Genomic DNA, 20,552 nt, shown 5'->3' with positions numbered 1-20,552 from the left:
GGTGCATTCCTCCCTCGGGATGCCGACTCAGATTCGAAAGGAACGACCCGTGCGCTACACGCTGAGTAAGATCGGCCTGCTGCTGCTGACCCTGTGGGCGGCCGTCACGCTGAACTTTCTCCTCCCGCGGCTCATGCCCGGCTCCCCAGCGGATGCCGCCATCGCCAAACTCGCCCAGAACGGCCCGGTCAGCCCGTCGACCCGCGCCGCGATCGAAGCCCAGCTGGGTGTGCCCACCGGCAGCGCCTGGAACCAGTACGTCGAGTACCTGAACAACGTCGTGCACTTCGACTTCGGCGTCTCGTACACCTTCTTCCCGCAGAGCGTGGCCAGCCTCGTCGGCACCGCATTGCCGTGGACGCTCGTACTGGTCGGCTTCGTCACCATCGTCGCCTTCATCTTCGGCACCCTGCTGGGAGTGCTCGCCGCGTGGAAGCGCGGCAGCTGGCTCGACACCCTGCCCACCGTCGGCGGCACCTTCGCCAGCGCGTTCCCCTATTTCTGGACCGCCCTTCTGCTGCTCTTCTTCCTCGGCTACGTAGCCGGCTGGTTCCCCACCTCCGGCGCCTACAGCAGCTCGGCGACGCCTGAGCTCTCGGTCCCCTTCCTGCTCGATGCGCTCTACCACTCGATCCTGCCGGCCACCACGATCCTGATCACCTCTCTCGGCGGCTGGATCCTGGGCATGCGCAGCACCATGATCAACACGCTCGGCGATGACTACGTCACATTCGCCGAGGCGAACGGCCTGCACCCGCGCACCGTCGCCATCCGTTACGCCGCCCGCAACGCCATCCTGCCGAACCTCACCTCATTCGGGCTCGCGCTCGGCGGGGTCGTCGGCGGGTCACTGCTCGTCGAGCGGGTATTCAGCTACCCGGGGGTCGGCTACCTGCTCTACACGGCAGTGGTCAACCAGGACTTCCCCCTCATGCAGGCCCTGTTTCTGATCATCACGATCAGTGTGCTGCTGGCCAACTTCATTGTCGACATCCTGTACGGCATTCTCGACCCGAGGACGAGACGATGACCCCCACGAGAACGATTGTTCCGCCCACCTCGGTCGTGAAGACGATGTCACCGGGCACCCACGACGGTGGCGGGGCCAACCCGCTGCTGGTGGTCTGGCGGGCCTTCGCCACCATCTGGAGCGTGCCCAAGGCGCGGATCGGGCTGGCCCTGCTCGGCTTCTTCGTGATCCTCGCCGTCTTCGCCCCGCTGCTGGCGCCCTACGCCGCGACCGACAACACCTTCGGGCGCAGCGAGGACATGAGCCCGGCGCACTGGCTCGGCACCACCGCGGCCGGGCAGGACGTGCTCTCGCAGATCATCTACGGCGCCCGCGTCTCGGTGTTCGTCGGCTTCGTCGCCGGCCTGCTGTCCACCATCATCGCGGTGTTGATCGGCCTGAGCTGGGGCTACCTGCGAGGCCCGGCCGGTGAAGTGATCAACTTCATCGTCAACCTGTTCCTCGTGATCCCCGCCCTGCCCCTGATGATCGTGATCGCCGCCTACCTCCAAAACGGCGGCATCGGCATGATCGTGCTGGTCGTGGTGATCACCGGCTGGGCCTGGGGAGCCCGGGTGCTGCGCTCGCAGACCCAGTCCCTGCGCTCGCGCGACTTCGTCACGGCCGCGATCTTCAGCGGCGAGAGCCCGTCCCGGATCGTGTTCCGGGAGATCCTGCCCAATATGACCTCACTGATCGTCGGCAGCTTCTTCGGTGCCTCGACCGCTGCGATCCTCGCGGAGGCCGGACTCGAGTTCCTCGGCCTGGGTGACTCGACCACGGTCAGCTGGGGCACCATGCTCTTCTGGGCGCAGAACAGCAACGCCCTCCTGACCGGCCAGTGGGTGCTGCTCTTCGCCCCCGGCCTCTGCATCTCTCTGCTGGCCACCTCCATGAGCCTGATCAACTTCGGCGTCGACGGGCTGAGCAATCCGCGCCTCCGAGAAGGAGCAAAACGATGAGTCTCGTCAGCGTGCAGGGCATGTCCGTGGTCTACGAGCCCAAGGGAGCGCTCCCGGTCCCCGCCGTGCGGAACGTCTCCTTCGACCTCGAGCAGGGTGACTTCGTCGGTCTGGTGGGCGAGTCCGGGTCTGGCAAGTCGACCCTGGGCTTCGCCCTGACCGGGCTCTCCAAGCCTCCGGCCCGGGTCAGTGCCGGCAGCATCTTCTTCGACGGCGTCGACATCGCCGGCATGACGCCCAGCCAGTTGCGCGTGCAGCGGCACGGCGGCTTCGCCATGGTGCTGCAGTCGGGGATGAACGCGCTCAACCCGGTGCGCAGCATCCGCGATCACTTCTTCGATATCTTCGCCGCGCACGGGCACGTCTCCAAGCGAGATCGGGAGGCCCGCGCGGTCGAACTGGTCGGCAAGGTGGAACTGCCCGCGAGCGTGCTCGACCGGTTCTCCGGCGAGCTCAGCGGCGGGATGCGCCAGCGCGTCTCGATCGCGCTGGCCCTCTCCCTGGAACCGCGCCTGATGGTCTTCGACGAGCCGACCACGGCCCTCGACGTGCTCGTGCAGCACGCAGTGATGGACACCATCCGGGAACTGCAGAGGTCGGAGAAGTTCACGGCTGTGCTGATCAGCCACGACCTCGGCATGGTGCTCGAGGTCACCGAGCGGGTCATGGTCATGCACGACGGACTGATCGTGGAAGACGCCCTCGCCGCGGAGATCCTGGCCGCGCCGCAGCATCCGTACACCCGCATGCTGCTCAGTCACTACGGCGACCCGCGTGCTGCCGTCGTCGAGGTGCCCGGGCTGGCTGCCCGCGGCGGCCGGCGAGCCGCGGTGGTCGAGCCTGTCGAAACCCCCGCGGTGGTTGAGCCTGTCGAAACCCCTGTCGAAACCCCTGTCGAAACCCACCCGCCGGCCGTGCGCAAGCGCGAGGGTCGCGCCGCCCGCGAAGCGATCGTGGTCACCAACGTCTCGAAGATCTACCAGCGGCCCAGCCGCGGGGAGCAGCCCGTCTGCGCGGTCAACAACGTGTCGTTCACCCTCGAACCCGGGGCGTCGATGGCGCTGGTGGGGGCGAGCGGCAGCGGAAAGAGCACGATCGCCAAGCTGATCACGGGCGTGGAACGTCCGACCAGCGGCAGCATCACCTTCGGCGACCTGCAGATCGACACGATCAAGCGGCGGCAGTTGAAGCGGCTGCACACCGAGGTGCAGATGGTGTTCCAGGACCCGTACGCGGCGCTCAACCCGCTGCACACGGTCGAGTACATCCTGACCCGGCCGATTCTGAACTTCTCGAAGCTGCGCGGACGCGCCGCCCGGCACCGCATGCTCGAGCTGCTCGAGACCGTGGGGCTGACGCCGGTGGAGCAGTTCGCCGCCCGGCTGCCGCACCAGCTCTCCGGCGGACAGCGCCAGCGAGTGGTGATCGCCCGGGCCCTGGCCAGCGACCCGCAGGTGATCATCGCGGACGAGCCGGTCTCGATGCTCGACGTCTCGCTGCGGGCCGGGGTCCTCGCCCTGCTCGACAGCCTGCGGGAGACCTGGGGTGTGAGCATGCTCTACATCACCCACGATCTGCTCAGCGCCCGCCTGGTGACCGACCAGATCATGGTGCTCAACAGCGGCGCCGTCGTCGAGGAGGGCGCCACGGCCGACGTGCTGCAGAACCCGCAGGACGAATACACGATCCGGCTTCTCGAAGCCATCCCGCATCCGACCGTGGGCGGGCTGGTCGACTCGTGAGCGTCGCCGACGTGGCCGGCCTGGCCGCCGGCTGACGCCTCGTTGCGGCTCCACGGCCGTCCGCTTTCTTCGAAATCTCAGTTTTCCGTTCTTTTCAGTGCAAGGAGTTATCGTGCTCAATTTTCCCAAGGGCTTCCTCTGGGGTGCCGCCACGGCCGCCCACCAGATCGAGGGCAACAATGTCAACAACGACTGGTGGGTGAAGGAGCATGCCGTCGGTACGCAGATCGTCGAACCCAGCGGTGACGCCATGGACAGCTATCACCGCTTCGGTGAGGATATGAAACTGCTTGCCGACGCCGGCCTGAACTCCTACCGGTTCAGCATCGAGTGGAGCCGGATCGAACCCGCGCCCGGCTTCGTCTCCCGTGCCGAGATCGACCACTACCGACGGATGGTCGACACCGCCCTCGAGTGCGGGCTCAACCCGGTCGTCACGCTGATGCACTTCACCGTGCCGCAGTGGATGTTCGAGAAGGGCTTCTGGCGCAATCCCGACGCCCCCGAGCTGTTCGCCCGGTTCACCGAGCTGGCCCTTCCGATCGTGTCCGACGGCGTCGACTACGTCTGCACCATCAACGAGCCCAACATCGCTTCCATGCTCGCCGGCGGGGAGAGCGCCGCCAACCTGGTGGCGTTCGGCCTGCCGCGACCCGACCTGCAGGTGGCCGACGCGCTTCTCGCGTCGCACAAGGCCTCCCGCGAGGTGCTTGCCTCGGTGCCCGGGCTGAAGTCCGGCTGGACCGTCGCCACCCAGGCGTTCCATTCCACGGGCGAGCCCGGGGCCGACGAGAAGCTGCGCGAGTACGCCTATCCGAGCGACGACTGGTACCTCGAGAATGCCCGCGGCGACGACTTCATCGGCGTGCAGGCGTACACGCGCACGTTCATCGGACCGGACGGCCCCCTCCCGGTCCGGGATGACGTGGAGACCACGCTGACCGGCTGGGAGTTCTTCCCGCCGGCGCTGGAACTCGGCGTGCGCGCCGCCTGGGAGCTCAGCGGGCACGTGCCCGTCATGGTGACCGAGAACGGCATCGCCACCGCCGACGACACCCGTCGGATCGACTACACGGATGGCGCCCTCCGCGGCCTGCACGCCGCCATGGAGGACGGCGTCGAGGTGCTCGGCTACCTGCACTGGAGCGCCCTGGACAACTACGAGTGGGCGAGCGGGTTCCGGCCCACATTCGGCCTGGTCGCCGTCGACCGGGAGACGTTCGTGCGCACGCCGAAGCCGAGCCTGGCCTGGCTGGGCGAGGTCGCCCAGCGGAACGGGCTCGCCTAGCACCATACGGATGCCGAGTGTCGCCGTTTCTGCCGAGAGTCGCCGTCCTGGCGGGTCACCTCGGCACAAGCGGCGACACTCGGCGGGGCTGGGGGACCTCCGCGCCGTGGTCCTACTTCGTGCGCACCACGATCTGGTTGCCCCACGGGTCGTCGAAGCCGAGGGTCTGCCCGTCGTGACGGGTCTGCACGCCGAAGTGGGACATCCGTTCGTTCAGAGCACCGATGTCGTCGGCACCCGGAAGGATGATGTCGACCTCGCCGAGCCCGAGCGCGAGGCGGCGCTTGCCGGCGCCGGCGCTGTTCCAGGTGTTCATGGCCATGTGGTGGTGGTAGCCGCCGGCAGAGACGAACAGGGCCTGGCCGCCGAGGTTCGCGGTGGCCTCGAAACCGAGCCGGTCCACGTAGAACTCCCGGGCGGTGCCCACATCGCCGACGGACAGGTGCACGTGCCCGACGATCGCGTTGCCGACCGACGGATGCGCCTGGCCGTCACGGGTCAGATGCTCGCCGATGAAGGTGTTCGGGTCGAGGTAGAGGGTGTCCATTTCGACCTGGCCGTGGCTCCAACTCCACTCGGTGCGGTCGCGGTCCCAGTAGAGCTCGATGCCGTTTCCCTCCGGGTCGGTGAAGTAGAAGGCCTGGCTGACGAGGTGATCGGCGCTGCCGGTGAACGATCCCGGATGCCTCGTGCCCACCGAGTACACGGCCGCGGCGAGCTGCGCCTGCGTGTCGAAGAGGATGGCGGTGTGGAACAGTCCGCTCGAGCGGGGCTCGGCGGCGGCCAGCTCCGGGGCGTGCTGCAGGATCACGATCGGCACGGTCCCGCGGCCGAGCACGGCGACCGGCCCGTCGTGGCTCTGCAGCTCGAGGGTCACCGCGTCGCGGTAGTACGTGATCATGGCGTCGAGGTCACCCACGCGCAGGGTCACCGCGCCCATGCCGGTGGACGCGGGCAGCAGGTCGTTCGCAGATCGATTCACACTGGCCTCAACGGAGGACGCGCCCTCGGTATTCCGGCGGAGCGAGCGCGCTACGCCGGCCGGGCGCCGCTACTGCTCGTCTTCGTGGAGCTGGATCAGGTTGCCGCAGGTGTCGTCGAAGAGCACCGAGGTGCCATCGGCATCCGTGCTGGGGGGGCCGGCGAACTGGACGCCCAGGGTGCGGAGCCGCTCATATTCGGCGTGCACGTCCGGGGTGCCGAACACGATGGCCGGCAGCCCGAGGCTGCGGATGCCCTGCGCGTACTTCTGGGACACCTTGTTGTCGGTCGGCTCGAGGAGCAGGCCGACCCCGTCGGGGTCCTGCGGGGACTTGACGATGTACAGCTGGTGCTCCGGCATGGCCAGCAGCTTCTCGAATCCGAGCACGGACGTGTAGAAGTCGAACGCGGCCGCGGGATCGTTCACGTGGACACTGCACATCTTGATTCGCATGGCCGGAGCGTATCATTGTGCGGCTTGTGGCCGCCGGACCGTGACGCCCCACGACGGTGCGACCGGCGGCCCGGACGCCTGCGCCGAGCCGGCCCCGGAAACGCCTACGCGGAGCCGGCCCCGGACGCCGCGCTCGTCAGCCGCTCCAACAGTTCCCGGTAGCGGGCCGCGGTCTGCTCGATGATGTCCGCCGGGAGCGCCGGCGGCGTGCCGGTCATATCCCAGTGGGCCGCGAGCCAGTCGCGCACGATCTGCTTGTCGAAGCTGGCCATCCGCTGCTCCGGGGTGGTGCCGGACTGCCAGCGGGAGGCGTCCCAGTATCGGCTCGAGTCGCTCGTGAGCACCTCGTCGGCGAGCGTGATGGCACCCGTGACACGGTCGGCGCCGAACTCGAATTTCGTGTCCGCCAGGATCACCCCGGCCCTTTCGGCGATCACCGAGGCGCGTCCGAAGATCTCCAGCGACAGGCGGCGCAGATCGTCGGCGACGGATGCCCCGACCAGCTCCACCGTGCGCTCGAACGAAATATTCTCGTCGTGTTCGCCCATCGGGGCCTTCCAGGCGGGCGTGTAAATGGGCTCCGGCAGACGGTCCCCGTTCTGCAGGCCGGCCGGCAGCGGGATGCCGCAGACCGTCTGGTCGGACTGATATTCCTTCCAACCCGAACCGGTCAGGTACCCGCGCACGACGCACTCGATCGGGAACATGTCGAGGGTTTTGCAGAGCATGGCCCGCCCGGCGACGGCGTCCGGGATCAGGCTGGTCACGGACCCGTTGACGGTGTGGTCGGGCACGAGATGGTTAGGCACGCCCGCGAGCTGGTCGAACCACCACAGGCTGAGCGTGGTGAGCAGTTCACCCTTGCCGGGGATGCCGGGCTCCAGCACGTGGTCGAACGCGCTGACGCGGTCGCTGGCGACCACGAGCACGCGCGCGGCGGTTGCGAGGTCGGCCGCGGCATCCGTGCCCGCGGTGTCGTCGGGGCCCGACGGCAGCGAGGTGGGCGACGTCGGGACGTAGAGGTCGCGCACCTTGCCCGAGTAGGCGTGGCGCCACCCCGGCAGGTCGAGCGGGGCGGATGCGGCGGGCTGGTCGAGTGCGGTCACGGCTACATTCTTGCAGGCGAAGGGGCTTACTCAGGAGAATCGCGGTGCGGGCATCCCCAGGCTGGTGTTTTCTGGCGGATCCAGCCCGTGCCGCGATTCTCCAGCGTTGGCCACAGAGAAGTGGCTGACACCGGGGCCGACTGTGCGCCGACTGGTGCATAACTCCTGCAATTTCCGGGCCGGACGTCGACCCGCCGCGTGATTCCGGGGGTCCTGCCGAGCCCGTGCGAGAAATTGCAGGAGTTATGCACGCCGCAGGCCGGGTGGCTCAGTCGGCCGGGCGGCTCAGTCGGCCGGGCGGCTCCGGCAGCCGGGTGGCTCAGTCGGCGACGCGGGCGGCGATGTCGGTGCGGTACTGCGAGCCCTCGAGCGAGATGAGGGTGAGCGCCTCGTAGGCGCGGGCGCGGGCATCCGTGAAGCCGTCGCCGACCGCCACGACGCTGAGCACACGTCCGCCGGTGGAGACGAGCACGTCGTCGATCACGGCGGTCGCCGCGTGGGCGATGCTGACGCCGGGCACGGCGGATGCCGCGTCGAGGCCGGCCAGCGCACGCCCGGTGACCGGCGCATCCGGATAGTTCTCGCTCGCGAGCACGACCGTGACGCAGGCCTCGGGGGAGAAGACCGGGCGGGCCAGGCCGCCGAGGCCGCCGGTGGACGCCGCCAGCAGCAGACCCGACAGCGGCGTGACCAGCCGCGGCAGCACGACCTGGGTTTCCGGGTCGCCGAACCGCGCATTGAATTCGATCACCCGGATGCCGTCGGCCGTGAGAATGAGCCCGCAATAGAGCAGCCCGATGAAGGGGGTGTCCTCGTCGGCGAGCCGGCGCACCGTGGGCAGCGCGATCGTTTCGATGACCTCGTCGACGAAGGCCTGCTCACTGCCGAACTCGGCATCGAGCCAGGGCAGCGGCGAGTAGGCACCCATGCCACCGGTGTTCGGGCCGAGGTCGCCGTCGCCGAGGCGCTTGTAGTCCTGGGCAGGGGAGAGGGGCAGCACACTGTGGCCGTCGCTGAGGAGGAAGAGGGAGACTTCCTGGCCGTCGAGGAACTCCTCGATCAGCACGCTGCCGTGCTGCAACCAGTGCGTGGCGTGGGCGAGTGCGGCGTCGCGGTCGGGGGTGACGAGCACGCCTTTGCCGGCGGCGAGACCGTCCGCCTTGACCACGTACGGGGCTCCGAAATCGTCGAGCGCGGCCGTGGCTTCGGCGAGCGAGCCGGCACGCTCGGCGCGTCCGGTGGGCACATGGGCAGCATCCATGATGCGTTTGGCGAAGGTTTTGCTGCCTTCAAGGGCGGCCGCGGCCTGACCCGGGCCGAAGACCGGGATGCCCCGCGTGCGCAGGGCGTCGGCGACTCCGGCAACCAACGGCGCCTCCGGACCCACCACGACGAGCTCGATGCCGTTGAGGTTGGCATAGTTCGTGACCTGCTCGGGGTCCGCCGGGTCGAGCGGCACCACCGGTACGTCCCGGGCGATGCCGGCGTTACCGGGCGCCGCCACGATGTCGTGGCGCGGCTCCTCTCGGAGCAGCGCGGTGATGATGGCGTGCTCGCGGGCACCGGAACCGAGGACCAGAATTCTCACCCCGTCAGGTTAGCGGATGCCGCCCCGACCCGCGCGGGCCAGCGCTGAGGCGGCAACGGTGTGAGAGAGCCCGTTCCGGTCGAGAGTGACCCGCGCAATGGGCACTCTCGACCGCAATGGGCACTCTCGACTGCAACGGGCACTGCGACGCACGGGTGAGGCCGACAGCCGACCGAGAGCAGGCGGCGCGGGAGGCACGTCCGGCGGGAGGCGCGTCCGGCGGCAGCCGCGGCCGACGCACAGGAGGCAGACTGGACACATGGCACGAGCGAGGATCGACGACGGCGTGGGACGCGCGGCGGTACACGAGCACGCGGCACAGCAGGGGGAGGTGAGCCGGGACATCCGTGCCCTGGCGGTCCGGTACACGCTGCAGCTGCTCGCCGAGAAGGCCACCGGCAACACGCTCGAGGTGCGCGTGCCGCCGTTCGGGGCCGTGCAGTGCATCGCCGGCCCGCGCCACACCCGCGGCACACCGCCGAACGTCGTCGAGACGGATGCGCCCACCTGGCTCGCCCTCGCCACCGGAACCCTCTCCTGGGCCGACGGCATCGCATCCGGTCGCATCGCCGCCTCCGGTCAGCGCGCCGACCTCGTCGGCCACCTGCCGCTGCTCTGAACCGGCCTCTCCCGGCTCAGCGGCGTTTTGCCGCGCGGGCGGCGGCCGCGTGGCTCGGCGACCCTCCCTCCGGCTGGGGTTCGTCGGTTCCGGTCGAGTTCGACCTGTGTGCCACGCGAAGTCGACCGAAAGTGTCGAACTCGGCGGGACGAGGGCCGGCCGTCAGATCAGGATCGCGGTGACCTCGGCGAGGGTGGGCATCGAGGTGATGGCACCCGGGCGGGTGACCGAGACGGATGCCGCGACCGTCGCCCAGCGCACCGCGTCGATCATCTCCGCTTCGGTGACGCCGGCAGGCCCGGCAGCGGCAGGCCCGGCAGGCTCTTCTGCCGTCCGCTCGCGACGAGCCCCGGTCGCCAGTCGCGCCACCAACGCCCCCACGAACGTGTCGCCGGCTGCGGTTGTGTCGACCATGCCCACCGGGCGGGCCGGCGCGAGGCCGAGTGCGGAGCCGTCGAACGCGACGACGGCTCCCTCCTCACCCAGAGTGACGATCGCCCACCGGCTGCCGCGGCTCAGCACCTCGGCCGCGCGCACCGGGTCGTTCTCACCGCTGAGCTCGGCGGCCACGGGCCGGCCGGGCACGATCAGGTCGACCAGGTCGAGGAATCCGGCGGGCAGCGCCATCGCGGATGCCGGTGTGAGCACCGTGAAGACTCCGGCGTCCCGGGCGATGGCCAGTCCTTCCGTCAGTGCCGCCACGGGCAGCTCGCACTGCAGCACCAGGAACGCCGCCGCGGTGATCATCGAACGCTGCACCTCCGTGAGCTCGGCCAGGTCGGCATTGGCCCCCGGCACCACGACGATCGCCTTCTCGCCCGAGTCGACGACCGCGGTGTGCGTGGTGCCGGTCGGCGTCGGGGACCACTCGAGACCGGCGCCATGGATGCCCTCCGTCACCAGCACCCCGCGCAGCTGTTCCCCGTGCGGGTCCGCGCCGACCATGCCGAGGAAGTCCACCGCGGCACCCATCCGGGCCGCGGCGACGGCCTGGTTCAGGCCTGTGCCGCCCGGGCCGACGCTGAACCCGGAGCCGACCATCGTCTCACCCGGGCGGGGCAGCCCCGGCTGCCGCACCACGTGGTCCATGTTCGCGCCGCCGAGTACCGCAATCCTGTTCATCCGCACAGTCTGTCATCCGCTCAGTCCGGCATCCGCTCGGCCGGGCCGGCACCTGCCGCAGGACCGCTCTCGCGTGCGAGAATAGGGGAGTGACTTCAGACCAGCAGCCCGAGCAGTCAGCAGCGTCCGGCCCCGGAGAGAGCGCCGGCGAGTCGGTTGTGGACAAGTCCACCGTCACCGTGCGACGATCGCCCCGCTACTTCAACTTCATGATTCTCGGCGCCCTGACCGGTGCCATCACTGCCCTGATTCTCACGGTCGTGTTCCCGGAGAACGCCGAGTTCGGGGCCACCCAGGTCTTCGGATTCCTGTTGCTCGCTTTCGTCGCCCTGGGCGTCACACTGGGCGGCGTCGTGGCGATCATCATCGACCGGTTGATCTCTCGCCGCGGAACGACGGTCATCGTCGATAGAATGGCACCGCTCGAGTCGAGTGATCCCGAGGCTCCGGATGCCGCGGCCACCCCCACGGATTCCGACCAGAACTAGCCCACCGGCACTCCCGGTCACCCCACAACTCTCAGCACACATTCCCCCGAGCACTGATAGTAGAAGAGGCACCGATTTGGCTGGCGGCGACGGACTATTAGGTCACGATCTACTTCCCGGAGAGAAGGGGCCGCAGGATGCCTGCGGCGTCTTCGGCGTCTGGGCTCCCGGCGAGGAGGTGGCCAAGCTCAGCTACTTCGGCCTCTACGCCCTGCAGCACCGCGGCCAGGAATCGGCCGGGATCGCCACCAGTGACGGTTCGAAGATCCTGATCTACAAGGACATGGGCCTGGTCTCCCAGGTCTTCAACGAGGCCGCGCTGAGCACCCTGATCGGCCACATCGCCGTCGGGCACACGCGCTACTCGACCACCGGGTCCTCGAGCTGGCAGAACGCCCAGCCCACCCTGGGTCGCACCTCGGGTGGCACGGTCGCCCTCGGCCACAACGGCAACCTCACCAACACGGCCGAGCTGCTGCAGCTCGTGCACGAGCGTTACCCGAAGGTGGAGGGTGAGCTCGCCCGCGGCAACACCACCGACACCGCCGTGATCACGGCCCTGTTCACCGGCGACGTCGACCACACCCTCGAGGTCACCGCACTCGAGGTGCTGCCGCGCCTGCGCGGCGCCTTCTGCCTCGTCTTCATGGACGAGACCACCCTGTACGCCGCCCGCGACCCGCAGGGGGTGCGCCCACTGGTGCTCGGCCGTCTCGAGCGCGGCTGGGTCGTCGCCTCCGAAACCGCCGCCCTCGACATCGTGGGGGCGAGCTTCGTGCGCGAGGTCGAGCCGGGGGAGCTGATCACGATCGACGAGGACGGCCTGCGCACGCAGCGCTTCGCCGAGGCGAAGCCCGCCGGCTGCGTGTTCGAATACGTCTACCTGGCCCGGCCCGACACCACCATCGCCGGCCGCGGCGTGCACGAGGCGCGGGTCGAGATGGGCCGCCGCCTCGCCCAGGAGTACCCCGTCGAGGCCGACCTCGTCATTCCTACCCCCGAGTCCGGCACCCCGGCGGCGATCGGCTACGCGCAGGCATCCGGCATTCCGTTCGGCCAGGGCCTGGTGAAGAACTCCTACGTGGGACGCACGTTCATCCAGCCGTCGGAGACCATCCGGCAACGCGGGATCAAGCTCAAGCTCAACCCGCTCAAGGCCGTGATCAAGGGCAAGCGGTTGATCGTCGTCGACGACTCGATCGTGCGCGGCAACACGCAGCGCGCCCTGGTCAGCATGCTGAGGGAGGCCGGCGCCGCCGAGGTGCATGTGCGCATCTCGAGCCCGCCGATCACCTGGCCGTGTTTCTACGGCATCGACTTCGCCTCCCGTGCCGAACTCATCGCGACCGGCCTCGGCGTCGACGAGGTACGCCAGGCCATCGGCGCGGACTCGCTCGGCTACCTCTCGCCGGAAGGCATGATCGCCGCCACCGAGCAGCCGCCCGAACGCCTGTGCACGGCCTGCTTCACCGGGGTCTACCCGATCCCGCTGCCCGACTCCGCGCACCTGGGCAAGAACCTGCTCGAGCGCCCGGCCGCCGCCTCCAACGGATGCGACCCGGGCCCCGACGCAGAGTTCGAGCCTCTGCTCGACCCCGCGACCTCCCTGCGCCCAGAGACGGCGCGCGAAGAAGCCCTGACCAAACAGGGGAAACCCCCGATCGGCGATCCAGGAAGACAAGAATGAGCAACGCGTCCTATGCGGCAGCCGGAGTCGACACCACGGCCGGCGATCTCGCCGTCTCCCTGATGAAGGAGGCCGTGTCGAACACGCACGGCCCCGAGGTCCTCGGCGGGTTCGGCGGCTTCGCCGGGCTCTACGACGTCTCCTTTCTCACCAGCTTCAAGCGCCCGCTGCTGGCCACGTCAACGGATGGCGTGGGCACCAAGGTCGCGATCGCCCAGGCCATCGACAAGCACGACACGATCGGCCAGGACCTCGTGGGCATGGTCGTCGACGACATCATCGTGGTCGGGGCCCGCCCGCTCTTCATGACGGACTACATCGCGTGCGGCAAGGTCGTTCCCGAGCGCATCGCGGACATCGTCGCAGGTATCGCCCGCGCCTGCGCAGCCACCGGCACCGCCCTCGTCGGCGGAGAGACCGCCGAGCACCCCGGCCTGCTCGGCGTGGACGACTACGACGTGGCCGGCGCCGCCACCGGCGTGGTGGAAGCCGACCAGGTCCTCGGCGCGGAGAAGGTGCGCCACGGCGACGTCGTCGTGGCGATGGCGTCGTCCGGCCTGCACTCTAACGGCTACTCGCTCGTGCGGCACATCCTCGCCACGCGCGGCATCGGCTACACCGACACCTCCGCCGAACTCGGCGGCGTGGTCGGCGAGGTGCTGCTCGAGCCGACCCGGCTGTACACCGGGCCGCTGCTCAGCGTGCTCGCCGACCCGGAGCTCGCCGGCGTCGTGCACTCGCTCAGCCACGTCACCGGCGGCGGCATCGCGGCGAACCTCGCCCGCGTGCTCCCGCTCGGCGCCTGGGTGGAGGTCGACCGGTCCACCTGGTCGCCGTCCCCGGTCTTCCGGGTTCTCAGCGAACTGGCCGGATCTTCGCTCGAGAGCTCGGAGGGCACCTGGAACCTGGGCGTCGGCATGTTCGCCGTCGTCGCGGCCGAGTCGGCGTCATCCGTGATCGCGCGCCTTGCCGCCGACGGCGTCCCCGCGTGGGTGGCCGGCCGCGTGTCGACGGCCCCGCACGATTTCACGGGCTTCGAGCAGGGTGCCAAGGGCGTGAACGGCGGCGCCGTGCGCCTGGTCGGCGGCTACGCGGCGTAGCCCGTTCGGCGGTCGGCCCGGCTCGCCCGCCCCGCCCCGCCCCGCCCTGCACGGCTCGGGGATGGCGGTCGAGCGTCGCCGTTCGTGCCGAGAGTCGCCGTCGGTGCGGCGACTCTCGGCACAATCGGCGACTCTCAGCAAGGGAGGGCGCGTGGGCGAGGCCCGCGGGCGAGGCGCGCGGGCGAGGCGCGCGGGCACGGCGCGCGGGCACGGCGCGCGGGCGCGACGGCAGGCACGCCGACGGGGGCGGCCGTCAGGCTCGGGGCCTAGGCGCGCTTCTGCTCGTCTTCGGTGGCGTAGTGGTCGACGTACTGGTCGTCGTCGTCATCGTCGGTTTCCGCGGTCTTGCCCGGCTTACCGGCCTCGTACTCCGGCCACTTCGCGAGGTCTTCGTCGAGGCGAGGGTCGCTGGCCGGATGCCCGGTGAGTTCGCGTTCGAGCGCGTTGTAGTTGGTGTCCGGGCTGAAGTACTTCAGTTCCCGGGCAACTTTGGTGTGTTTTGCTTTTTGACGGCCGCGCCCCATGCGAGACCCCCTAACGATGCCAGGCCGGGTGAGAGAAACGTCTCCCGGGAGTTGCCGAATATGGTGAAAACTAGCCGTCAGTTTAGCATGACGGGCCGAACGGACCGCGGGTGCAGATCACGAGCAGCGGCAGCCAGGCACGTTCGCAGGCAGCGTTATCTCACTGTACCTCAGCGGGAGAGAACGTACCCGGCCCCGCAGACCAGGAACCCGAGAAAAAGAGTAGCGGTCAGATTGAGGATGCCCGCCCGCCAGCGCCCGGTCAGCGCCAACTCGACCGTCTCAACGCTCCAGGTGCTGAAGGTGGTCAGGCCGCCGCAGACGCCCGTCAGCAGGATCAGCCGCACGTCGTCGGAGACCGCGGCGCGCTCCGCCAGCCCGAGAACCACGCCACCGATCAGCGACCCGGCCACGTTCACGATCAGCACGCCGAACGGCAGCCGCCCGGGGCCCACGGGAAGGGCGCGGGAGACGAGGAAGCGCACGACCGCCGCTGCGCCGCCGGCGGCGAGTACACCGAGAACCAGCCAGGCGCTCACAGGGTGCTCCCGGCATCCGGGATATCCGCCAGTGTGCGATGCCGAAGCAGCGCGCCCAGCCGCAGGCCGAGGGCCGCGGCGCCGAAACCGAGCAGGAGCGTCGCGGCGAGGTAGACCCAGCCCAGCGCCGAGGCGCCGGCCGCGACAAGAGCGACCAGGGAGACCATCACGGCGGAGTAGGTCGTGAACGATCCGAGCAGGCCCGTGCCAAGGGCTGCCTTGACCCAGGCAGGCAGGCCCGGTCGGGTCCACACGCCGGCCACCAGCCAGCCGAGTGCGAGAGCACCGAGTGTGTTGGCGATCAGCGTGCTCACCGGGAAGGCGGTGTCGGTGTGCGGGAGCGCCTGGTCGATGCCGAGGCGGAGGCCCGTGCCGACCAGGCCGCCGAGGAAGACGGGAAGCGCCAGGCGCATCCGTTACTTCCTCTTGCGGCGGCGGGCGGCCGAGGGCCGGGACGTCGCCGGAACCGTGCCGACGACGACCGGAGGCTTGACCGGCGCGTCCTTGGTTGCCGGCGCCAGCGGTCGGCGGGGGATCGGACGGGGGCGCACGGGTTCGCCGCGGCGGTCCTGGCCGGGCACGGGCCGGGACCGCCGGCCGTAGATCAGCTCGGAGGAATCAAGCAGCCACGGCACCAGAGCGATGGTGACGCCGTGCACCATCATGAGCTTCTGGCGCAACCGGCGGGCCTTGTGGTTGTGCAGGAGACCCTCCCACCAGTGGCCCACGATGTAGATCGGGGTGTACACCGTGACGACCTCGGAGCCGTGGTCTTCGCGCCGGTCCTTGATGTAGCAGATCAGCGGCCAGCTGATATCCCGGTACGGCGACTGCACGATGCGCAACGGCACCTGGATGTTCTGCTGCACCCAGGCGCGTTTGAGATCCTTGGTCTCGTCGTAGTCGACCGAGATGTGCACGGCTTCGATGCTCTCGTGGCGGGCGGCGATGGCGTAGTCCAGCGCCTTGAGCACGGGCTTCTGCATCTTGCCCACCAGCACGATGGCGTGGTCGCCCTGGGAGCCGAAGGTGGTGTGGGCATCCACTTCGATTTCCTTGGCCACATCCCGGTAATACCGGTTCACGCCGAGCATCAGGGTGAACAGCACGGGCATCAGAACGAAGACGAGCCAGGCGCCGTGGGTGAACTTGGTGATCGTGACCACGATCAGCACCACGCCGGTGAGCAGCGCGCCGAAACCGTTGATCGAGAGGCTGGCGATGATGGATGCCCGGTTCGGCGGGTTGGTCTTGAGCAGCTTGAGCCAGTGCCGCACCATGCCCGTCTGGCCGAGCGTGAAGGAGACGAAGACGCCGATGATGTAGAGCTGGATCAGCACGGTCAGGTTGGCCTGGTAGATCACCAGGATGACGCACGCGAAGAAGGCCAGCAGCAGCACGCCGTTGGAGTAGATCAGGCGGTCTCCGCGGGTGCTGAGCGATTTCGGTGCGTAGGAGTCCTTGGCGAGCACCGAGCCGAGCAGCGGGAACCCGTTGAACGCCGTGTTGGCGGCCAGCAACAGCACGGCCGCGGTCGCGGCCTGCAGAACGAAGAACATGATCGAGTTGTTGCCGAAGGTGGCGGCCGCGATCTGGGCGATCAGGCTGCGTTGCGGGGAGGTCGCGCACTCCTCCCAGCCGATCAGGTCGCAGGGGTTCTCCGCGTAGTGCACCTTGGCGAACAGGGCGAGGGCCGTCAGCCCGATGAAGAGCGTGATGGCGATGCCACCCATGAGCACCAGGGTGCGCTGGGCGTTCTTGACCTTCGGCCGCTTGAACGCGGGAACCCCGTTGGCGATCGCCTCGACCCCGGTGAGCGCGCTGCACCCGCTGGCGAAGGAGCGCAGCAGCAACAGGATGAAGGCTGACTGGGCCAGGTTCTGGGCCTCGACCTCGTAGTTGGCCGATTCGGCCATCGGGGTGTCGCCGAGGGCCACCCGGGTCAGACCCACCACGACCATCAACGCCACGGTGCCGATGAAGAGGTAGGTGGGGATGGCGAAGGCCTTGCTGGACTCGTGCACGCCGCGCAGGTTCACCGCCGCGAGCATGATCACGAAGAAGACCGCGAATTCCACTCGGAACGGGGCGAGCGCCGGGAGCGCGGAGATGATGTTGTCGACACCGCTGGCCACCGACACGACCACGGTCATCACGTAGTCGACGAGGAGGGCGGACGCGACGATGAGGCCGGCCTTCTCGCCGAGGTTTTTGTGGGCGACCTCGTAGTCGCCGCCGCCGGACGGGTAGGCCTTGATCAGCTGGCGGTAGGACGCGACGACCACGACGAGCAGAAGCACGACGCACGCCGCGACCCAGGGCGCGAAGCTGAGGAAGGCGAGCCCACCGAGCGTCAGGATCATCAGGAGCTCTTGCGGTGCGTAGGCGACGCTCGAGAGTGGGTCGCTCGCGAAGATGGGGAGGGCGAGGTGCTTGGGCAGCAACTGGCCGTCGAGCTTTTCGGTCGACAGCGGGTCACCGATGATCCACCGTTTCGGTGAACGTGTTTCCGGTACTGGGGGGCTTCCCTCTGGTATCACGAGGGTCGACACTACTCCCTTGGATTCCACTGTCAAATCCGTGGGAGTCGGGTGTTCCGTGGGCGTGTCGTGGGCGTGTCGTCAGGTGGTGTGCGAGGCCTCGATGACCCGCCACAGGGAACGGCGCAGGAGCTCGAGCTCGTCGTGGCTCATTCCCAATTTGTCGATGATGCGGGGAGGGATCGTGCGGGCCTCGTTGCGGAGGCTTCGTCCGATGTCGGTGAGCGAGACGTCGAGCACGCGTTCGTCCTGCTCGTTGCGGTGCCGGGCGATAAGTCCGGATGCCTCCAGTCTCTTGAGCAGAGGGGAGAGGGTGGCCGGTTCGAGCCGGAGCTCCTCGGCCAGATCCTTGACCCGGCAGGGCTCGCGCCCCCAGAGGGCAAGCATCACGAGGTATTGCGGATGGGTGAGCCCGTAGGGCTCGAGGACCGGGCGGTAGATCGAGATCACGCTGCGCGACGCGATGGCGAGGGCGAAGCAGACCTGATCCTCCAGGCGGAGGAGGTCGGGGACATCCGTCACGGGCTTCCTCCGGTTCTGGGTATTAGTTAGTACACTAATGATTATGACACGCACGAGAAAAGAACCGAGTGACGAGCGTGGCCTGGTCGGCGTCATCGCCCGCCTCAACCGCCGGCTGCTGCCCTGGATCGGCCCGCCACCCCTCGGGCCCTACGACACGGTGACCCCCGCCGAAGTCGAGCAGACGCGGGCGCGCTCGGTGTGCCCGATCTGCGGCGCCCTGATGTCCCTGCACGAGATCGACCGGTCGGGCGAGCGCACCCAGATGCGTCACCCCACACCGGAAGAGATCGCGGCTCGTACCGTGTGACCCTTTCCCGAAGACAAACGGAGAACCCCCTCGCCGAGCGGCGAGGGGGTTCTCCGTTTCGGGTCGTGTGCTCGGGACTTGTCAGCGACCGACCGAGTCGAGGATGCCCGCTCGCACCTCAACCAGGCGAGCCCGCAGTTCCGGCACGATGGAGGCCGGCACGCCGGAGCGCGTGGCTGCCTGGCGCAGGTCGGCTCGCAGCTGCTGGCGGAATTCGTTCAGCACCAGATCGGCCTCGTGCAGCGCTCGGTTGGACTCGAGGCGCGGGTCGGGTGCCCGTGCAGCAGTGGATTCCGGCTCGCCCTCGGTGGTGCCGGCGCGGGCGCCCGTCCCCTCGCCCGCGGTCGTCGGTGCGCCGTCGGGCACCGTCTGCTCTGCGGTGTCGCGGGTTCCCGTTTCGGACGCCGTGCCGGTCGGATGTCCCGGTGTGGTCGCTGCGGCTGCGGCGGCTGCCGCACCTGCTCGCGCCCCGGCGGCGGCACCGGCTGCCGCGCCGGCGGCGGCTCCGGCCGCGGTTCGCGCCGCGTTGCCGGCCGCGGTCGCAGCGTACGTGCCCGCCTTGCGTGCGCTGCGGGCATCGCCGGCCTGGCGCTTGGCGGAGGCCAGGTCGAGGCGCAGACTGCGCATCGCGGCACTGACCCCCGTGCGCACCTCGTCGGCCAGTCGCCGCACGGAGTCGGCAACCTCGGTCTCGAGGTCGTGCAGATCTGCCTGGCGGGCCTGGAGTTCGGCGCGTCCGGCGTCGGTGATCTCGTAGACGGTCTTGCGGCCATCCGTCGACTTCGTGACGAGTCCTTCTTCTTCGAGCTTGGCCAGTCGGGGGTAGATCGTGCCGGCACTCGGGATGTAGGTGCCGCCGAAGCGGTCGCTGAGCGCCTGGATCAGCTCGTAGCCGTGCCGGGGCTGGTCGGCGAGCAGGCTGAGCAGGTAGAGGCGGAGACTGCCGTGGGCGAAGACGGGGGTCATTCCCAGACCTCCCCGTGAGCGTGGGCGTCGCCGGGTTCGGCGTCGGCCTGGCCGGCGGCTGCGGCCGCGGTCTCGACGTGCTGACGCACCACCGTGATGTCGCCCGAAACCGAGTTGGCCTGCAGTTCGAGCCAGTGGCCCTCGAGGGTGCCGGTGCTGGACTCGTAGCCCTTGCCGAAGGTGCCGCGGATGGTCTGGTCGTCGAGTTGCAGGGTGCCCGAGACGGTGTTCAGGCGGTAGCGGGTGGCCACGTCGGCGCCGAGGCGCACCGTGAGGTTGCCGCTGACCGTGTTGGTGTTGATGGAGTCGGGGGTGCCCTCGATGTCGAGGAACACCTCGCTGTTCACCCCGTCGAGACTGAACCGGGTGATGGCCCCGCTCGCCGTGCAATCACCGGACACCGTGTGCACGATGATGCCGCCCACGTGGTCGCGCACGCTCATCTCGCCGTTCACGGCATTGAGCTCCAGGTCGCCGGTGACGCCGTCGACCACGATCTCACCCGACACCGTGCTGAGGCGCACGCCGGTCGTGAGGCCGGAGATGAGGGCCTCAGCCGAGATGACGCCGAGCTTCAGAGCGACATCGCGAGGAACCATGATGCTGACGTCGGCCTTCGCGGTGCCGCGGAACGAGGCGAACACGTCGAGGAAGTTGTCCCAGCGAAGTTGCGGGTGGTCGATCTCCAGGGTGTCGCCGTCGATCGAGATCTTGAGGTCCTTGCCGGTCACACTGTGCACCTCGATGCGCGTGCCGGGTTCGTCGTGGCCGATCACGTCGATCGTTCCGCCGATCATGCCCACCTTGAGCGTGCGCACGGTCTCGACATCGATCACCTTGGCCTGCCCGGGGGTCACGAGCCATTTTTCCAAAGCCATGGAATTCTCCTTAGTGGTGCGGCCTCCGGCTACGGATGCCCACCTCATTTTCACGATATATCGCGTCTTGGTGACATTCACGATATATCGCGTGTCACGCGGGGGCAAGTGTCCACCGGCACTCTGG

At 69.0% G+C, this 20,552-nt stretch carries 20 protein-coding genes and 1 pseudogene; 9 read left to right on the top strand and 12 right to left on the bottom strand.

Translation table 11 applies throughout. The annotated features are described in order from the left end of the window. The first annotated feature begins 49 nt into the window (after positions 1-49). From AC0J5J_RS09260 to AC0J5J_RS09245, 4 genes are all read left to right on the top strand, one after another. Entirely contained in the window at positions 50-1,030 is a 981-nt protein-coding gene (locus tag AC0J5J_RS09260; protein ID WP_134423911.1) for an ABC transporter permease, read from the top strand. Further along, positions 1,027-1,971, top strand: a complete 945-nt coding sequence (locus AC0J5J_RS09255) for an ABC transporter permease (protein ID WP_241972659.1) — start codon at positions 1,027-1,029, stop codon at positions 1,969-1,971. Before AC0J5J_RS09260 ends, AC0J5J_RS09255 begins: the two co-directional genes overlap by 4 nt. After that, the gene (locus tag AC0J5J_RS09250; protein ID WP_474897665.1) at positions 1,968-3,713 is read left to right on the top strand and encodes an ABC transporter ATP-binding protein; all 1,746 of its coding nucleotides are present in this window, start codon (positions 1,968-1,970) and stop codon (positions 3,711-3,713) included. The genes AC0J5J_RS09255 and AC0J5J_RS09250 overlap by 4 nt, the downstream gene beginning before the upstream one ends. A gap of 112 nt (positions 3,714-3,825) precedes the next feature. Further along, positions 3,826-5,001: a glycoside hydrolase family 1 protein gene (locus AC0J5J_RS09245; protein ID WP_474897663.1), complete on the top strand. Its 1,176-nt coding sequence runs from the start codon at positions 3,826-3,828 to the stop codon at positions 4,999-5,001. Positions 5,002-5,113: 112 nt separating this feature from the next. Here the strand turns inward: AC0J5J_RS09245 and AC0J5J_RS09240 are convergent, their stop codons facing one another. From AC0J5J_RS09240 to purD, 4 genes are all read right to left on the bottom strand, one after another. Continuing rightward, positions 5,114-5,941 (bottom strand): VOC family protein, encoded by an 828-nt coding sequence (locus AC0J5J_RS09240; protein ID WP_134423927.1) that lies wholly within the window; start codon positions 5,939-5,941, stop codon positions 5,114-5,116. A 111-nt stretch (positions 5,942-6,052) separates the two neighbouring features. Beyond that, entirely contained in the window at positions 6,053-6,436 is a 384-nt protein-coding gene (locus tag AC0J5J_RS09235; protein ID WP_474897661.1) for a VOC family protein, read from the bottom strand. A gap of 104 nt (positions 6,437-6,540) precedes the next feature. After that, on the bottom strand, positions 6,541-7,542 hold the full coding sequence (locus AC0J5J_RS09230) for a phosphoribosylaminoimidazolesuccinocarboxamide synthase (RefSeq protein ID WP_474897659.1): 1,002 nt from the start codon (positions 7,540-7,542) through the stop codon (positions 6,541-6,543). Positions 7,543-7,861: 319 nt separating this feature from the next. Next, the gene (gene purD / locus AC0J5J_RS09225; protein ID WP_474897657.1) at positions 7,862-9,130 is read right to left on the bottom strand and encodes a phosphoribosylamine--glycine ligase; all 1,269 of its coding nucleotides are present in this window, start codon (positions 9,128-9,130) and stop codon (positions 7,862-7,864) included. Between the two features lie 259 nt (positions 9,131-9,389). Between purD and AC0J5J_RS09220 the strand changes: the two genes are divergently transcribed. After that, positions 9,390-9,749, top strand: a complete 360-nt coding sequence (locus AC0J5J_RS09220) for a sterol carrier family protein (protein ID WP_134423917.1) — start codon at positions 9,390-9,392, stop codon at positions 9,747-9,749. A gap of 162 nt (positions 9,750-9,911) precedes the next feature. Here the strand turns inward: AC0J5J_RS09220 and AC0J5J_RS09215 are convergent, their stop codons facing one another. Further along, positions 9,912-10,871: a ribokinase gene (locus AC0J5J_RS09215; protein ID WP_474897656.1), complete on the bottom strand. Its 960-nt coding sequence runs from the start codon at positions 10,869-10,871 to the stop codon at positions 9,912-9,914. 89 nt (positions 10,872-10,960) lie between these two features. Between AC0J5J_RS09215 and AC0J5J_RS09210 the strand changes: the two genes are divergently transcribed. The 3 genes from AC0J5J_RS09210 (at position 10,961) to purM (ending at position 14,146) form a co-directional block, all read left to right on the top strand. Continuing rightward, the gene (locus AC0J5J_RS09210; RefSeq protein ID WP_134423919.1) at positions 10,961-11,359 is read left to right on the top strand and encodes a hypothetical protein; all 399 of its coding nucleotides are present in this window, start codon (positions 10,961-10,963) and stop codon (positions 11,357-11,359) included. Positions 11,360-11,435: 76 nt separating this feature from the next. Continuing rightward, positions 11,436-13,046: an amidophosphoribosyltransferase gene (gene purF, locus AC0J5J_RS09205; protein ID WP_134423920.1), complete on the top strand. Its 1,611-nt coding sequence runs from the start codon at positions 11,436-11,438 to the stop codon at positions 13,044-13,046. Then, complete coding sequence (gene purM, locus AC0J5J_RS09200) at positions 13,043-14,146, top strand: phosphoribosylformylglycinamidine cyclo-ligase (protein ID WP_134423921.1); 1,104 nt, start codon at positions 13,043-13,045, stop codon at positions 14,144-14,146. Before purF ends, purM begins: the two co-directional genes overlap by 4 nt. 266 nt (positions 14,147-14,412) lie before the next feature. Here the strand turns inward: purM and AC0J5J_RS09195 are convergent, their stop codons facing one another. From AC0J5J_RS09195 to AC0J5J_RS09175, 5 genes are all read right to left on the bottom strand, one after another. Then, positions 14,413-14,670 carry a DUF3073 domain-containing protein gene (locus tag AC0J5J_RS09195; protein ID WP_134423922.1) on the bottom strand — a complete coding sequence of 86 codons (258 nt, stop codon included), beginning with the start codon at positions 14,668-14,670 and terminating at the stop codon, positions 14,413-14,415. Between the two features lie 170 nt (positions 14,671-14,840). Then, the gene (locus tag AC0J5J_RS09190; protein ID WP_198414216.1) at positions 14,841-15,209 is read right to left on the bottom strand and encodes a fluoride efflux transporter FluC; all 369 of its coding nucleotides are present in this window, start codon (positions 15,207-15,209) and stop codon (positions 14,841-14,843) included. Further along, positions 15,206-15,622, bottom strand: a complete 417-nt coding sequence (locus AC0J5J_RS09185) for a fluoride efflux transporter FluC (protein ID WP_474897654.1) — start codon at positions 15,620-15,622, stop codon at positions 15,206-15,208. The genes AC0J5J_RS09190 and AC0J5J_RS09185 overlap by 4 nt, the downstream gene beginning before the upstream one ends. Before the next feature lie 3 nt (positions 15,623-15,625). Next, positions 15,626-17,695, bottom strand: a complete 2,070-nt coding sequence (locus AC0J5J_RS09180; protein ID WP_474900208.1) for an APC family permease — start codon at positions 17,693-17,695, stop codon at positions 15,626-15,628. A 135-nt stretch (positions 17,696-17,830) separates the two neighbouring features. Beyond that, on the bottom strand, positions 17,831-18,271 hold the full coding sequence (locus tag AC0J5J_RS09175; protein ID WP_134423924.1) for a MarR family winged helix-turn-helix transcriptional regulator: 441 nt from the start codon (positions 18,269-18,271) through the stop codon (positions 17,831-17,833). A gap of 43 nt (positions 18,272-18,314) precedes the next feature. Here AC0J5J_RS09175 and AC0J5J_RS09170 point away from each other — a divergent pair, with 43 nt between their 5' ends. After that, positions 18,315-18,581, top strand: a complete 267-nt coding sequence (locus AC0J5J_RS09170) for a hypothetical protein (protein ID WP_241972660.1) — start codon at positions 18,315-18,317, stop codon at positions 18,579-18,581. Between the two features lie 558 nt (positions 18,582-19,139). On the opposite strand, the pseudogene AC0J5J_RS09165 reads toward AC0J5J_RS09170, so the two are convergent. Further along, positions 19,140-19,547 (bottom strand): annotated as a pseudogene (locus AC0J5J_RS09165) (PadR family transcriptional regulator); the annotation flags it as partial. After that, positions 19,544-20,425, bottom strand: a complete 882-nt coding sequence (locus AC0J5J_RS09160; RefSeq protein ID WP_474897652.1) for a DUF4097 family beta strand repeat-containing protein — start codon at positions 20,423-20,425, stop codon at positions 19,544-19,546. The gene AC0J5J_RS09160 and the pseudogene AC0J5J_RS09165, both read right to left, overlap by 4 nt. Positions 20,426-20,552: the final 127 nt, after the last annotated feature.

Source organism: Cryobacterium sp. TS_SC_7, from assembly GCF_056156285.1.
The sequence above is the reverse complement of the archived record's forward strand: the minus strand, read 5'-3'. Positions and strand labels throughout refer to the sequence as shown.

What these genes read in the sequence shown, in the direction of transcription:
- AC0J5J_RS09255 (WP_241972659.1), top strand. Translation starts at nt 1,027, where the DNA reads ATGACCCCCACGAGAACGATTGTTCCGCCCACCTCGGTCGTGAAGACG.
- AC0J5J_RS09250 (WP_474897665.1), top strand. Translation starts at nt 1,968, where the DNA reads ATGAGTCTCGTCAGCGTGCAGGGCATGTCCGTGGTCTACGAGCCCAAG.
- AC0J5J_RS09240 (WP_134423927.1), bottom strand. Translation starts at nt 5,941, where the DNA reads ATGGGCGCGGTGACCCTGCGCGTGGGTGACCTCGACGCCATGATCACG.
- AC0J5J_RS09235 (WP_474897661.1), bottom strand. Translation starts at nt 6,436, where the DNA reads ATGCGAATCAAGATGTGCAGTGTCCACGTGAACGATCCCGCGGCCGCG.
- AC0J5J_RS09220 (WP_134423917.1), top strand. Translation starts at nt 9,390, where the DNA reads ATGGCACGAGCGAGGATCGACGACGGCGTGGGACGCGCGGCGGTACAC.
- AC0J5J_RS09215 (WP_474897656.1), bottom strand. Translation starts at nt 10,871, where the DNA reads ATGAACAGGATTGCGGTACTCGGCGGCGCGAACATGGACCACGTGGTG.
- purM (WP_134423921.1), top strand. Translation starts at nt 13,043, where the DNA reads ATGAGCAACGCGTCCTATGCGGCAGCCGGAGTCGACACCACGGCCGGC.
- AC0J5J_RS09195 (WP_134423922.1), bottom strand. Translation starts at nt 14,670, where the DNA reads ATGGGGCGCGGCCGTCAAAAAGCAAAACACACCAAAGTTGCCCGGGAA.
- AC0J5J_RS09185 (WP_474897654.1), bottom strand. Translation starts at nt 15,622, where the DNA reads ATGCGCCTGGCGCTTCCCGTCTTCCTCGGCGGCCTGGTCGGCACGGGC.
- AC0J5J_RS09170 (WP_241972660.1), top strand. Translation starts at nt 18,315, where the DNA reads ATGACACGCACGAGAAAAGAACCGAGTGACGAGCGTGGCCTGGTCGGC.
- AC0J5J_RS09160 (WP_474897652.1), bottom strand. Translation starts at nt 20,425, where the DNA reads ATGGCTTTGGAAAAATGGCTCGTGACCCCCGGGCAGGCCAAGGTGATC.